The organism is Robbsia betulipollinis (genome assembly GCF_026624755.1).
Lineage (GTDB): Bacteria > Pseudomonadota > Gammaproteobacteria > Burkholderiales > Burkholderiaceae > Robbsia > Robbsia betulipollinis.
In genome coordinates this window covers 206,817-220,753 of sequence record NZ_JAPMXC010000010.1, presented here as the reverse complement: position 1 = coordinate 220,753, position 13,937 = coordinate 206,817, and the positions used below count along the sequence as shown (strand labels likewise).

General features: G+C 68.5%; 15 protein-coding genes. 4 read left to right on the top strand and 11 right to left on the bottom strand.

Features of this window, described 5'->3' with window-relative positions:
* Positions 1–56: 56 nt before the first annotated feature.
* Positions 57–818, top strand: coding sequence for a phytanoyl-CoA dioxygenase family protein (locus tag OVY01_RS18800; RefSeq protein WP_267849099.1), 762 nt, complete (start codon positions 57–59; stop codon positions 816–818).
* A gap of 82 nt (positions 819–900) precedes the next feature.
* Here the strand turns inward: OVY01_RS18800 and OVY01_RS18795 are convergent, their stop codons facing one another.
* Positions 901–1,890, bottom strand: a complete 990-nt coding sequence (locus OVY01_RS18795) for a serine/threonine protein kinase (RefSeq protein ID WP_267849097.1) — start codon at positions 1,888–1,890, stop codon at positions 901–903.
* Positions 1,887–2,105, bottom strand: coding sequence for a hypothetical protein (locus OVY01_RS18790; RefSeq protein ID WP_267849095.1), 219 nt, complete (start codon positions 2,103–2,105; stop codon positions 1,887–1,889). The genes OVY01_RS18795 and OVY01_RS18790 overlap by 4 nt, the downstream gene beginning before the upstream one ends.
* 440 nt (positions 2,106–2,545) lie before the next feature.
* Between OVY01_RS18790 and gshA the strand changes: the two genes are divergently transcribed.
* Complete coding sequence (gene gshA, locus OVY01_RS18785) at positions 2,546–4,201, top strand: glutamate--cysteine ligase (RefSeq protein ID WP_267849094.1); 1,656 nt, start codon at positions 2,546–2,548, stop codon at positions 4,199–4,201.
* Positions 4,202–4,205: 4 nt separating this feature from the next.
* A complete protein-coding gene (locus OVY01_RS18780; protein WP_267849093.1) occupies positions 4,206–4,955 on the top strand; it encodes a glutathione S-transferase in 750 nt (249 codons plus the stop codon).
* Between the two features lie 4 nt (positions 4,956–4,959).
* Here OVY01_RS18780 and OVY01_RS18775 read toward each other — a convergent pair whose 3' ends face one another.
* The 9 genes from OVY01_RS18775 to gspG all read right to left on the bottom strand — a co-directional run bounded on the left by OVY01_RS18775 (position 4,960) and on the right by gspG (position 13,246).
* Positions 4,960–6,564 carry an efflux transporter outer membrane subunit gene (locus tag OVY01_RS18775; RefSeq protein WP_267849091.1) on the bottom strand — a complete coding sequence of 535 codons (1,605 nt, stop codon included), beginning with the start codon at positions 6,562–6,564 and terminating at the stop codon, positions 4,960–4,962.
* Positions 6,565–6,744: 180 nt separating this feature from the next.
* A complete protein-coding gene (locus OVY01_RS18770; RefSeq protein ID WP_267849090.1) occupies positions 6,745–7,692 on the bottom strand; it encodes a type II secretion system protein N in 948 nt (315 codons plus the stop codon).
* Between the two features lie 2 nt (positions 7,693–7,694).
* Positions 7,695–8,198, bottom strand: coding sequence for a type II secretion system protein M (locus OVY01_RS18765; protein WP_267849089.1), 504 nt, complete (start codon positions 8,196–8,198; stop codon positions 7,695–7,697).
* Positions 8,195–9,931, bottom strand: a complete 1,737-nt coding sequence (gene gspL / locus OVY01_RS18760) for a type II secretion system protein GspL (RefSeq protein WP_267849087.1) — start codon at positions 9,929–9,931, stop codon at positions 8,195–8,197. Before gspL ends, OVY01_RS18765 begins: the two co-directional genes overlap by 4 nt.
* 69 nt (positions 9,932–10,000) lie before the next feature.
* A complete protein-coding gene (gene gspK, locus OVY01_RS18755) occupies positions 10,001–11,119 on the bottom strand; it encodes a type II secretion system minor pseudopilin GspK (RefSeq protein WP_267849086.1) in 1,119 nt (372 codons plus the stop codon).
* Positions 11,116–11,802 carry a PulJ/GspJ family protein gene (locus tag OVY01_RS18750; RefSeq protein ID WP_267849085.1) on the bottom strand — a complete coding sequence of 229 codons (687 nt, stop codon included), beginning with the start codon at positions 11,800–11,802 and terminating at the stop codon, positions 11,116–11,118. Before OVY01_RS18750 ends, gspK begins: the two co-directional genes overlap by 4 nt.
* The gene (gene gspI, locus OVY01_RS18745) at positions 11,780–12,163 is read right to left on the bottom strand and encodes a type II secretion system minor pseudopilin GspI (RefSeq protein WP_267849083.1); all 384 of its coding nucleotides are present in this window, start codon (positions 12,161–12,163) and stop codon (positions 11,780–11,782) included. Before gspI ends, OVY01_RS18750 begins: the two co-directional genes overlap by 23 nt.
* A complete protein-coding gene (locus OVY01_RS18740) occupies positions 12,160–12,723 on the bottom strand; it encodes a GspH/FimT family pseudopilin (RefSeq protein WP_267849082.1) in 564 nt (187 codons plus the stop codon). Before OVY01_RS18740 ends, gspI begins: the two co-directional genes overlap by 4 nt.
* Before the next feature lie 73 nt (positions 12,724–12,796).
* Positions 12,797–13,246 (bottom strand): type II secretion system major pseudopilin GspG, encoded by a 450-nt coding sequence (gspG, locus tag OVY01_RS18735; RefSeq protein ID WP_267849531.1) that lies wholly within the window; start codon positions 13,244–13,246, stop codon positions 12,797–12,799.
* A gap of 246 nt (positions 13,247–13,492) precedes the next feature.
* Between gspG and OVY01_RS18730 the strand changes: the two genes are divergently transcribed.
* Positions 13,493–13,921 (top strand): type II secretion system protein N, encoded by a 429-nt coding sequence (locus OVY01_RS18730; RefSeq protein WP_267849081.1) that lies wholly within the window; start codon positions 13,493–13,495, stop codon positions 13,919–13,921.
* The last annotated feature ends 16 nt before the right edge of the window (positions 13,922–13,937 follow it).

Genomic DNA, 13,937 nt, shown 5'->3' with positions numbered 1-13,937 from the left:
TGGCGCGCCGGCTCCGCAAGACGACGGTTGCCGGAACGAAAGTGACAAGGATGGGCATGACAGCGGAAACCAAGAAGGAACAGATCGACGCGCTACGACGCGACGGCTTCGTCATCGTTCGTGGTCTGGTACCCGCGCAGGAATGCGCGTGGGTACGCGAGCGCGCGCAAGCGCAACTGAACGCGGCCGAGGCCCCGCTCGAACGCGAGGCGGATCTGCAGTATCCCGGCGCGCCGGCGTCGTCGAGCGCCCCGGGCGGCAGGACCGTGCGGCGCCTGCTGGATGCGTACGGCCGCGATCCCGCATTCGCCGCGTTCGCGACGTCCGCGGACGTCAGCGGCTGGATGACGACGTATTTTGGCGAACAGGTGCTGCTGTCGCGCACGCACCATAACTGCATGATGACCAAGCATCCCCAATATGGCAGCCTGACCGGCTGGCATCGTGACGCGCGCTACTGGTCGTTCGCGCGGGACGACCTGGTATCGGCCTGGTTCGCGCTGGGCGACGAAACCGCGAGCAACGGCGGGCTCTGGTTGATCCCGGGATCGCACCGGCCCGATTTCGCGCCGCATGCATTCGACGATGCGAAGTTTTTCCGCGACGATCTTCCCGAGAACCAGGCCTTGATCCGCCATGCGGTATCGCCCACGCTTGCGGCGGGCGACGTGATTTTCTTCCACTGCAATACCCTGCACGCCGCGGGCAGGAATCTCAGCGAACAGGTCAAGTTTTCGCTGGTCTTCACCTACCATGGCGTCGGCAACGCGCCCCGGCCGGGCACGCGTTCGGCGTCGCGTCCGGAAATTCCCGTTTAGCGATGCAACGCCCGGGCAGGCGCGCGTCCGTGCACGGCCGGGGGCGCAGACCGGGAAGCCCCCTCGCGCACGGCACCGTTCGTCACACCGGCCAGAGCGGTTCCTCGTCGATCAGCGCGACCTGTTCGCGCAGTTCGAGGATGCGGTCTTCCCAATAGCGAGACGTATTGAACCAGGGAAAGGCGGCCGGAAACGCGGGGTCGTCCCAGCGGCGCGCGAGCCAGGCGCTGTAGTGGATGAGGCGCAATGTGCGCAGCGCTTCGATCAGATAGAGTTCACGCGGATCGAAATCGCAAAAGTCCTCGTAACCGGCCAGCACGTCTGCCAGGGCAGCACGCTGCCCTTCGCGATCGCCCGGCAGCAGCATCCACAGATCCTGGACCGCCGGCCCCATCCGGCTGTCGTCGAAATCCACGAAGTGCGGCCCGGCATCGGTCCACAGCACATTGCCTGCGTGACAATCGCCATGCAGGCGGATCGACTTCACGTCGCCGGCGCGGTCGAATGCGCGCGACACCGCATCGAGTGCCAGATCGACGATGCTGCGATAAGCGTCGGTGAGTGCCGCCGGGACGAAACCGCTCTCCAGCAGATAGCGTCGCGGCTCGCGTCCGTAGGTCTCGATGTCGATCGCGCCGCGTGCGAGGAACGCGTGCGTCGCGCCGAACGCGTGGATGCGGCCGATGAAGCGGCCCAGCCATTCCAGCGTGGCCCGGTCCTCGAGCTCCGGCGGGCGGCCGCCGCGCCGTGGAAACAGCGCGAAACGAAAATCCTCGAAATGATGCAGCGTCACGCCGCCCCGCACCGATGGCGCGACCACCGGCAATTCGTGCGCCTCGAGCGCAGCGGTGAAACGGTGCTCTTCGAGAATCGCTTCGTCCGACCAGCGATGCGGCCGGTAGAACTTCGCGATCAGCGGCGGCGCGTCGTCGATGCCGACCTGATAGACCCGATTCTCGAAACTGTTGAGCGCATACAGCCGGCCGTCGACGTGCAACCCGGTCGATTCGATCGCGTCGAGCACCCGGTCCGGGTTCAGGGTCGCGAAGGGGGTTTCCTTGGAAGTGGTCAATGGACGGCGCGGCTGACGGGTGCGGAGGGCAGGACATCGCCGGTATCGATCAGATCCGCAACGAAGAAGGGCTCGGTATTGAGCACCGGCGACGCGCCGGGCATGCCGGCATACCAGGTCACCATCGCCATGTCGCCGATGATGCGTGTCACGATGCCCATCGCACCCGACGGGACCGCGATATGACTGGAGCGCACAATGGATCCGATCTGCATCATATTCTCTCCAAGGAAACCTTTGCCGGAGCTGGCGCCGAGGGGCGCGGGGCCCGTCGCCGATCCCGTGGCGAAGCTGTTGTCTCATTATACGGACCGCCACGCCACTTTCGTCGCGTTCCATCCGGTGGCGCGCTCCAGGGATGTCCCAAAAGTTATCCAAAAAAAAACCCGCCACAAGGGCGGGTGGAATCCATATCAGGAGGAGACATGGAGGAGACAGGTACGAATTTAACGGTTTTTATTTTCTATCGCAACCGGGTTTTTAGAGGGTTAACTCTAAGAGGGTTCTCCCGCACATTCAAATGACCGAAAAGATGCTCTCAGCCAGCCGTCCGGGGCAATCAGCATCGCGTTCCGCGAAGTGTTAAAGTGCCCGATACACGCTGCCTCGTTATCCGCCGGAACGGGGCGCAGGCGACAGTACACTGCATTGATCAATGAAAACAACGACATCGACCAAAGCGGCCGGGGGATTTGCGCGCCGGCTGGAATTGCTGCGCCAGGCGGCCAAGAACGGATGGCTGGCAAAGGGAAAACGGGGTATCGAGAAGGAAAGCCTGCGCGTGACGCAGCAGGGCACGCTCGCCGACAGCGCGCACCCGTCGGCACTGGGCGCGGCCCTGACGCACCCGGAACTCACGACCGATTACTCCGAGTCCCTGCTCGAATTCATCACCCCGCCGGTGGCGGACCCCGTCGTCGCGGTCGAAGCGCTGCAGGTGCTGCACGCCTTCGTGCACCGGCGCATCGGCGACGAACTGCTCTGGGACGTATCAATGCCGGGCCACCTGCCGCCTGACCCGCAGATCCCCATCGCGCAGTACGGGTCGTCGAACCAGGGCCGGTTCAAGCATGTCTACCGGCACGGGCTATCGTTGCGCTACGGGCGCAAGATGCAGTGCATTGCCGGCATTCACTACAATTTCTCGCTGCACGAAGACATATGGCCGCTGCTGCACGGGCCGAGCAGCCCCGACGACCGGCAGCACGCGGCGGCGCCGGACGACATCCAGTCCGCAAGCTACATGGCCCTGATCCGGAACTACCGCCGCTTCAGCTGGTTGCTGCTGTATCTGTTCGGGGCGTCGCCGGCGCTGGACCGCAGCTTCTTCGGCGCCGGCGCGAGCGGCGCGGCGGATGCCGGCGAGGAGGGGAGCGGCAACGCCGGGCCGAACGGGCTTCAGGCACTGGGCGAGGACACGCTCTACCTGCCGCACGCGACCAGCCTGCGCATGAGCGATCTGGGCTATCACAACCGCGCCGCCAGCGGCAGCGGACGCCCGGATTTGCGTTCGCTGCGCGCCTACCTGGCGGGTCTCGCCGACGCGGTCCGGACGCCGCATGCGCCTTACGAAGCGTTGGGGACGCATCGCGATGGCAAATGGGTGCAATTGAATGGCAACCTGCTGCAGATCGAAAACGAACTGTATGCGACCATTCGGCCCAAACGCGTGGGCGAAGCGGGCGAACGGGTGCTCCAGGGGCTGACGAAGCGCGGTATCCAGTACGTGGAAGTACGCTGCCTCGATATCGACCCGTTCGAGCCCGCCGGCATCGGCGCGACGACGGTACGCTTCCTCGATGCCTTTCTGACGATGTGCGTGCTCGAGGACAGCCCCGCCGATGCCGCGCTGCAGGCCGAGGCGGACGCGAATTTCCTCCTCGTGGCCAAGTCGGGACGGCAGCCCGGCAAGATGCTCGAATGCGAAGGGCAGCCCATTGCGCTGCACGCCTGGGCCGAGATGCTGCTCGAACGCATCGAGGCCGCCGCGCGCGTGCTGGACGAATCCTCCGGCATGACGGGGCACACCGCGGCGGTCGCCGCGCAGCGCGCAAAACTGGCGGACCCGTCGAGCCTGCCGTCGGCGCGGGCACTGGCAGACATCGTTGCCAGCGGCAGCTTCGCAGCGTTCGGCCTGCGGCAGAGCCGCGCTCACGCCGCGCATTTCCTGGCGGCACCGCTCGCCGCGGCGGACGAGGCGCGCCTGCTGGCGGAAAGTGCCGAGTCGATCGCGCGCCAGCGAAAGATCGAGGCGCGTGACGATATCGATTTCGATGCTTTCATGGCCCGCCATGACAGCGGGCGGGAGTAAGCCGATGCGCTATGAACTCTATTACTGGCCGATGCTGCAGGGACGCGGGGAATTCGTGCGGCTCGCGCTGGAGGATGCCGGCGCGGACTATGTCGACGTCGCGCGCCAGGCAAACGGCATGGCGGCGATGCAGGCGCTGATGGCGGATCCGTCGGGCGACGCCGCCGACGCCGCGCCCCTGCGGCAGCCCTTTGCGCCGCCGTTCCTGAAGGCCGGCGAACAGTGGATCGCGCAGACCGCCAATATCCTGTTTTTCCTCGGGCCGCGCCTCTCGCTCGCGCCTGCCGAGGAAGCGCGGCGTTTGTTCATCAACGGCCTGCAACTGACGATCGCCGACGCCGTCACGGAAGCCCACGACACGCATCATCCCATCGCCAGCGGTCTGTATTACGAAGATCAGAAAGCGTCGGCTCGGGTGCGCGCGGGAGATTTCATCGACACACGCATCCCCAAGTTCCTCGGCTATTTCGATCAGGTCATCGCGCGCAATCCCGCGGCCGGCGGCTGGCTCGCGACGCCGGAGGCGAGCTATGCGGACCTGTCGCTATTCCAGCTGGTCGAAGGCCTGCACTACGCGTTCCCGCGCGGCATGCGGGACTTCGCACAGCGTTTTCCGCGCGTCGCCGCACTGCGCCGCAATGTCGCCGCGCGCGAACGGCTGGCCGCCTATCTCGCCTCCCGACGGCGCCTGCCGTTCAACGAGCAGGGCATCTTCCGCCACTATCCGGAACTGGACCGCGAGCCGGCGGGCTGACCCTCTAAGACGTGGACCGAACCGGCGCCGTGGCGGGGGCGGCGGGCGCCGTCGGCGATGTCGCCTGCACCGCCTGCGCATCGCCGCTGCCCAATCCATCCCAGCCACCGCCCAGTGCCTTGATCAGACCCGCCGCCGACACCATGCGCCGGCTCTGAATGTCGACCAGGCTGCGCTGCGCAGTGAACGCCGTCGCCTGCGCGGTCAGCACATCGAGAAACGTCGTCGTCCCCGCCTTGTAGGAATTGGTCACGATCGCCAGCGCCTGCTCGGCGGACGCCACCGCCTGACGCTCGATCGTTTCCTCGTCCGCCAGGATCCGCAGGCTCGCCAGATTGTCCTCGACGTCCTGGAAGGCCGCCAGCACGGTGGCGCGGTACGTCGCGGCCTCCTGGTCGTATACCGCCCGGGCCGCGTCGACCTTCGCATGCCGCAGGCCGCCGTCGAACAGCGTCGCCGCGAGCGAGGGGCCGAGCGACCAGAAGCGCGCCGGAGCGGTCAGCCAGTTGGCGATCGACGTGCTGTCGAAGCCACCCGATGCCGACAGGGTCAGCGTGGGGAAGAAGGCCGCCTGCGCGATGCCGATCTGCTCGTTCGCCGCCGCCGCCGTCCGCTCCGCCGCCGCGACGTCGGGACGCCGCTCCAGCAGGGCGCCGGGCAGACTGATCGGGATGGTCGGCGGCTGGGCGTCCAGCGGCGCGGCCGCGATCGAGAACGTCGACGCGGATTCGCCGACCAGCACCGCGATCGCATGTTCGTATTGCGCGCGGCTGATCTGGTTGTCCTTCGCCGAGGCCTGCGCGCTTTGCAATTGCGTCTGTGCCTGAACGACATCGGCACGGCCGGCGACACCCACGTTGTAGCGGTTCTGCGTCACCGCCAGCGACTGCGTGTAGGCCGTGACGGTCCGATCGTACAGCGCCTGTGCCGCATCCAGGCCGCGCAACGCGAAGTAATCCTGCGCGAGGGTGCCCTGCACCGATAGACGGGCGTTCGCCAGATTCGCCTCGGCACCCTGCTGGCTGGCGCGCTCAGCGGCCACGTCGCGGCTGATGCTGCCCCAGAGATCGGGTTCCCACGAGGCGGTCAGCGACGTCGCATAGCTGTGCGACGTATTGCCGGTGGCGGTGCCGGAACCGGCGCGGGTCGTGCTGGCGCTGGCGCCGAGCGTCGGGAAGTAGCCGGCGCGCGCCTGGGCCACCAGTGCCCCCGCCTGCCGATAGGCCGCCTGGTACGACGCGATCGATTGATTCGAGCGGTTCGCTTTCTCGATCAGCCCGTCGAGCACCGGGTCACCGAAAATTTCCCACCAGGCGCCGCGGTCTGCATGATCCGCCGGCTGCGCGACTTTCCAGCCGGCGGGCGTTTCCTTGTAGGCCGCCGGTACCGACAGGGTCGGCCGGCTGTAATCGGGCCCGATCGTGCAGCCCGCCAGGCCGGCACCGGCGCTCAGCGCGGCACATACCGTGGACAGCGCCCAGCGGCGCCCGCGGTGCCGGAAAGCGCGCGGCGCGGCGTGCGCGCCCGGTCCGGACCGGGCGTCCCCGGGCGCCGGGGAGGGCGTCGACGTGAACAGGGAACTGCAAGGCGTGGCATTCTTCGATGTCATACGTGTGGTGCGTGTCATACGTGTCATGCATGAGGGCCGGTCGCGACCGGGCGCGGCGGGGAGAGGAATGGGCCCGGCGGCATCCCCGATGCCGCATTCTGACGCTTTTCCCGGGCTTTGTGATTACCCGTGGTTACATCGGTGCACGGGTCGCGCGCGGTCGTTCCCCGCGCACCACGCCTAGCGCACGAAACTCAATGCGTGCGCGCCGTCCCCAAGCGGGCGACCCATCAGGTTCAGGAGTCCCGCCAGATTCGGCCGCGCTTCGTCGCTGCTGCTCACCCTGCCGGCAAAATTCATCCGGCCATCGCGGAACTGACCGTCGCCGCTCACCGTCAGCGGCCCGGAAAGCGTCTCCACGACGAGCGTGCCCTCCTGGCCGGCGGCGGTCACCGTGGCACGATAGGTACCGAGCGGGCGCACCAGCGAAACGCGGGAACTCAGGTCGCGCAGACTCACGACCAGACCGCCATACGCGCGATCCCCGATCAGACGCCACTCGGTCCAGTCCAGGCGCATGTCGCCCTGAAAGTCGAGGGTATTGAACGGCGCGCCCAGGCCGGTCAGCAAACCCGCCGGCACCGCGAGTCCGCCAGCCGACAGGGTCGTGCCGTCCCAGCGCGCATCCAGCAGGACCGGCAGCGCCTGCGGCTGCTCCTCCCGCATCACCATGCGCAGATGTCCGCTCAGCAGCGGCCAGGCGCGCGTGGTCCACGCGATCCGGTTAGGCATCACGGTCGCGCCCTCGGCATCGCTGCCGGCCGACAGCATCAGACGCGCCGAGCCGTGCCACAACGAACCCTGCGGATCGACAAGACTGACGCGCCCGCCGGTGGCCGCGGCGAAACGGGGAACGATCCAGGCGGCGGGCAACAGCACCAGCACGGTGGCGAGACAGGCCACGCAGACCACGAGCAGCCAGGGCAGCACCCGCAGCCACGCGCGCCAGCGCCCGCCCGGGGACCGCCACCCGGGGGCGCCGCCGGCGATCCTGGCGGCCGGCAGTGCGTCCGCTGCCGGCCGCCGCCGTGGCGACGGCCGCCGTAGCGACGGCCGCCAGGAACCGCTCCGGGACGGACGCGGGGGGGGCGGGACGGCCGCCGGGTCGCGGGGCGGAGTCGGCGCCATCGTCAGCGCGCCTGGCGGTCGAGCGGTCCGGCATCGAGCGTCGCGCGGATGTCCACGCGCCCGCTGTTGCCCGACGGCGTGACGTGCGTCTGCGACACCTTCACCTTCAGTTGCCTGCGCGCGTCGTCGAGCCAGCCGATCCAGCGCGCGAACGCGACGTTCTTCATCTCGACCTGCACCGCGTTGCCGGCCAGTTCCACCTTCGTGGGCGCCAACCCGCGGTCCGTCAGCGACGCGGAGACGCCATTGACGAGGCTGTCGCCGCTGGGCGCCACGGTATGCGCGACGCCGGCCAGCCGTTTCGCCTCGCCCGCCTGGCCTTCCATCGTCGTCAGTTGCTGTTTCATCGTCGGCAGGGCCGCGCGGATCGCCGCGCTGCCATCGCGCGCGGGCGCGACCAGCACCTGATAGAAAAGCAGCAGGACGATGATCGCCGCGCCCAGGGCCAGCAAGCGCTTTTCGCGCGCGTTGCGCTCGTCCCACCATGCGATGAGGATCGCTTTCATCGGATACTCCTGATCGTCCAGCGCTTGCCGTCGAAACTTCCGTCCAGCCCGTTCTGCGAAAGCCGCTGGCGGAAATCGCCGTCGATCTTCGCGTCGGGACGGAAGGTCAGCTGCAAGTCCTGGCGATCATAGTCGAGGGAATCGATGGCGGTACGGGGAATCGCGCCCAGCGACGCCGCCAGCCCGTTCGTCAGCGAGAGAAAATCGTCCGGCGACAGCTCGCCGGCCGCCACCCGCAGCGCATCGAGCGAACGGGTCATCTGCGCGGCGGGGTCGAGCACCACGCTGGTGCGCGGGAACGCCTCCAGCAGCAATTCCGTCATGCGCGTCTGGATCGCGTCGCGTTCGCGCGCGAGTTGCCGCCATTGCAGGTTCAGACCCAGCACCGCGACGACCACGCTCGCGGCCAGCAGACCGAGCGGCAGACGCAACTGGCCCCAGACGCCCGGGCGCAGCCGCCACGGCTGGGCCGCGAATTCGAACTGGCACAGATCGAATGTCGATTCGCGCGCGGCCAGCGCGAGCGCGCCGAAATCGATCGGCCGGGCGATCAGGCCGACACTACGCAATGCCTGATCGAGACGCGCGTCCGCCTCGCCGCCGTCGGAGGCCTCGAACGTCGCGGCCGCGCCTCGCGCTCCGTCCACCCGGCCCCGTGCCGCGGCCGGCGTGGGCACCAGCGGTTCCGGCAGGGCAGCGTGCGTGGTCAAGCGGAATACCTCGCGTCCGGGCAGAGCACCGCCGGCGGACGACAGCCACGCCGTTTCGGGCGTCGCCTCCCGGCCGGAAGCCGGCGGCAGCAACGCTTCCAGCGTGCCGGTCAACGCATCGAGCGGCACGGCCAGCCCTTCGCCGGCCAGACGGCTCCCCTCGGCCGGTACCCCGATGACCGGCGCTCCGGCGGCCGGCAGCGGCAGGCGCCGGATCGCCACCTCGACCTGGGGCGCGCCATCGCTCGCGCCCACCTGGTACAGCCCGCCGTCGTACAGGGCGTCGCCCGGCATCTGCCCACCGGCAGCGGCCAGGCCCGGCACATCGCCCGGCGCGAACGCCGGATAGGCCGCCATCGCATCCAGCAGACGCTGGCCGCTCGCCGCGGGCGAAGCCCCCATGCCCACGATCAGCACCGTGGCACTGGCCGCCAGCGCTCGCGTATCGGCCAGCGCCTGCTCTTCGGCGAGGGCAGCCGCGGCATCGATGGCGTCGGGAACCGCGAGACCGTCTGCCGCCGCGACAAGATCCTCTCCTGCCGTCGCCGTGGCGAGCGGTACCGCAACGTCGGCCAGCGGCAGACAGGCGACGATCGGCACCGCGCGGATCGTACGATGCCCCGCAGCCGTGAACGATTCATGCAGGAAGCGCAGCCAGCCGCGATCGATCGCCGCCAGCGTGCGCCGCGCGGCGGTCTTGCGCAGGCCCGCCGGCGCCGGACCGAGCGCGATATGCGGCGGCGGTCCGTCGGGCAGCAGCTGGTCCTCGACGATATTGGGCAGCGCCTGTCGCAGACGCGGACCCGCGAGCGGCGGCACCACCGCATCGACAAGCAGCACGTCCCGCGCGGCCACGATCAACACCGTGGTACGGGCGGGGGGCAGCAGCGTCAGCGGCGCCTCGCCGGTGCGCAATGTGCGTCCACGCCGGTCGGTGAGCACGAAGCGCAGCGCGGGCAATTGCCACGCCTGCGGCGAAAGCGCCGCGTCGCGCGGCGGCAGTAATACGGTCAAGGTGCTCAAGGCGTCTTCATCCTTCGTGTGCGTCGCTCGGTCGACAGCGGTGCAGGATCCGCCGCTCCCCCTGCGATATTACTCAGCCGATGGGACATCGCGTACCTGCATGACATGCGTCTGGTGGGTGCGGGGGTTGCGGTAGACCAGCGCCACGCGATCCACCACCGCGTTTTCATGCCGCACCCGGCTGTGAATCAGAAAAAAATTCGATGTGATGTCGAAGCGCGCCGGGTCGAGTCCGCCCAGGTCCGGCGCCATGCGCTCCAGGCGCGTCTGCGCATCCGCGAGGTTGATCACGAAAATCTGCTTGCGGTTCTGCACGAAGACCTGCGCCTGCGCCAGCGACAGGAGCGGCACCCGCGCGGCAATCACTTCGGCCGGGGCGGTGTTCAGATTGATCTGGCTTGGCACCGGCAGCACCGTCACGAAGGGCGCCAGTTGCGCGATCGCGGCCGGCGTGAAGCCGGGAACATCCAGCAGGGCATCGACGTCGTGCATCTGGATCGGCTGCTCGCCGGCACCGTCGTCGCTGCCCGCCAGACCGGGATCGTCCGTGAAGCCACCGCCGGTTCGGCCCGATCCGTTCTGTGCACCGGCCATGGCGTCGGACACGGGGTTGCCGCTGTCGGCGCGCTGGCCACGTGTCACGGAACGCATCAACGACTGCCGGATGCGCTGCGCGACCGGCGTCGCGAGCTGGCTGTCGATTCCCAGTTCCTCCAGCAGTTTGCGAAATTCGCCGAGCGAAACCGGGTCGACATCGAACCCGGAAACGCCGCCCGCGGTCACCAGGTCGCGCAGATTGAATTTCGCCTGCGCATCCTCGATCGTACCCGACAGCCAGGTGGACGCGCCCTGCTCGGCGCGGGCCTCGCCGAATCGACCCAGAAAACTGGAAAGCCGCGTCTCGGCGATCGGCACGCTCCAGACCCCGCCCAGGTACGTCACCGGCGCGGAATCCGCCTCGGAACGCAGAATCAGCCGCGCCCACGCGAAGACGCCGCGCGACACCCAGCGCGCCTGCTGGCTCTGCCGCTGATTCTCGACGCGGCGGATCTGCACCTGCTCGCGCCAGAGCAGGCCGGACACCAGTACCGCCGCCAGCGTCACCACCAGCAAGGCGGTGATCAATGCCGCACCGCGCTGACGCGGCGCGCGCTCGCAAGACCGACGACGCGGGGCAGGGAAGGTCATTGGCCCACCGGATAGAGGCGCGAGAAGGGCGTCGCGTTCGCACCGATCACGACATCCACCGCGACGCCGGTCACGGTGCGAAACAGGGGCGTGTCGTGACTCATCGGGCTCGACAGACGCAATACGGCCAGGCGGGCGGCTTCGTTCACCTCCGACATGCTCCCGGTCAACCCCCTGTCGTCAATCCACGCGCGCGAGCGCATTGCGCCGACACCGTGAATCAGGGCGACCCGGCTCCAGCCGTCGCCGCCCTGCCCGGACCCCTGCAACACTTCGCGCACCTGCGAGACCGACGCCAGCGGCGGCGACGCCAGCCGGAACAACTGACGGGACTCGAGCACGTAGCGCACGACCTGCAGACGCGGCGCGCGTCCCGGCGCGTACAGCCAGCGCACGATCTGCAGCATGCCGTCGCCGACGACGATCGCCGCTCCCCCCGCATCGTCGTCGGTGCTGGCCGCGCGGGCATCGCTGCCGAGCTGATCGAAGGTCTGGGCCAGCACGCGTTCGTCGACCATCACGTTCGCGATCGCCTCGCGCCCGCGAATGATCTGATCCAGCCCGCGCCAGGACAAAACCGCCACCACCGCGAGAATCGTGATTGCGATCATCAATTCGATCAGCGTGAAACCCCGCGTCGCGCGCGCGCGCCGGCGCCGTTCAGAGTGCTCGACGCGTTTCATCCGCCACCACCGTCACGAGGTCCGCCAACAAGGTATTACCCGTCTCGGCGCTGCGCACCGAGACCTCCACGCGCCGGAACACGGGATTGGGCGTTGCCGCCACCGTCTGCACGCAGACCAGCATTTGTGTGCCCTGCGGGCAGGCAAAGGTCGTCGTGCCGATATCCGGCCAGGCGCGTTGCAGGTAAAGCTCCGCGATACGGTTGTCGGCGCTCCAGCCGGCCAGCAGGCGGTCGTGCAGGGCGGCGCTGCCGGTGGCGACGCTGCCCACGGCGCGCAGCGCGCTGGTCAGCGCGATCGCGACGATCGCCAGCGCCACCAGCACTTCGATCAGCGTGAAGCCCCGCGCCCGCGGCTTCATCGCGCCGCTCCCGATGCCACATCGAAGCGGCCGCTGCCATCGGACGCGATGCTGATCGATCCGGCATCGGAAAACAACGTGACGACCACCGGCGTCCCCACGCTTTCCGTGCCGAACACCAGGGTATTCGACCGCTGCGCGGTACCCCCTTCGCCGGGATGCTGGATCGCGACGCCATTGATGGGTTCCCGCCAGCGCGTGGGACCGAGCAATTCGTCCGCGAGCGGACGCCAGCCGTCCCGGCCTCGCACCGTGAACCGGTAGCCGCCGGCGATCGGCTGCCATGCGATGGGCGCGGCGCGCAATTGCGCTTCGTCGCCCGCGGTCTCGAAAACCAGCGCGAGCCGCTGCGCCTGTTCCAGCAGGTCGGTGCGCGGATTGCGCGAGAAAGACAGGGAGGCGAGCGAAACCAGCAAGCCGCCGATCACCAGCACCACCAGCACTTCGAGCAAGGTGAAGCCGCGCTGCGGCGCACGCGCCTGCACGGGGCGTACGCCCGCCCGCCGGGAACCGGCGCGGACACGCGCCGGAAAGACGCGGGGAAAAGGCGCTGCTGACATCATGTTGGCGGTGCCGGGGAGAGCCGTCCGGAAAATGCGACCGGAAATCAGCTGAGGTTATCCATCAAGGCGCTCACTGCCACGAGCCGATATCCGCGTCGTTGCCCTCGCCACCGGCCTTGCCGTCGGCGCCATAACTGAAAACGTCGACCTCGCCGTGCACGCCGGGGTTCAGGTACTGGTACGGGTTGCCCCACGGATCGCTGGGCAGACGTTCGACATAGCCGCCGTCCTTCCAGTTGTTCGGCACCGGCTCGGTGCCCGGCTTCTCGACCAGCGCGCGCAGTCCCTGATCGGTCGTCGGATAACGGCCGTTGTCGAGCCGGTACAGTTTCAGCGCCTGCATGACCGTCGCGATGTCCTGGGTGGCGGCGACACGCCGCGCCTGGTCCGGACGGCTCATGATCTTCGGTACGATCAGCGCGGCCAGGATGCCGATGATCGCGATCACGACCATCACCTCGATGAGCGTGAAACCACGGCCGCGTGTCTGACCGGGAGTCCGGCAGAAATCGCGGCCCAAACCGCGCGCGGCGCGCGACGGCCGACGCTGGACGACGTCTGGGGAAACCGTTGCAGGAGCGACGGTAGCGACGTTGGATACTTGCATGCCTTTACCTCGGTTGCCTATTACTGTTGTCAAGAAAGCCACAAATGCTGGCGCAGTTTAACCCTCGCGCACCCCGCTCACCAGCACCGCCGTCAAGCTTCCCGCATTGCGTGCAACGTGATCACACACGAGCCACGATGGCGTTCTACAATAGCCGCCATGAACCGACTTTCCTTCTCGATCGTCTCGCTCGCCGCACTGGGTCTTTTCTGTGCGACGCTGACCTACTGGGTCATCAAGCTCGCCACGCCGTTGCCCGTGCCCGTCGGCGCGGCCAGCGTGCAGGCGCCCGTTTCGCTGAGCGCGGCGGCCGGCCTGTTCGGGGACGACCGCGCCCAGGACAGCCGCCTGCGCCTGTCCGGCATCCTGTCGCTGGGCGGCGGGCGCGGCGCGGCGGCGATCATCAGCGTCGACAACGGCCCGTCGCAGGCGATCGCGGTTGGCAATCACGTCGGCAGCGACATCACGCTGTCGGAAGTGCGCGCGAACTCGGTGATCGTCGACCGCAACGGCGCCCGCAGCGAAGTCACGTTGCCGGCGCCCGTCGCCGGCCCGGGCGCCGCGGGCGGAACGATCTACATGCACTAGGCGCACCGGGCGCGCA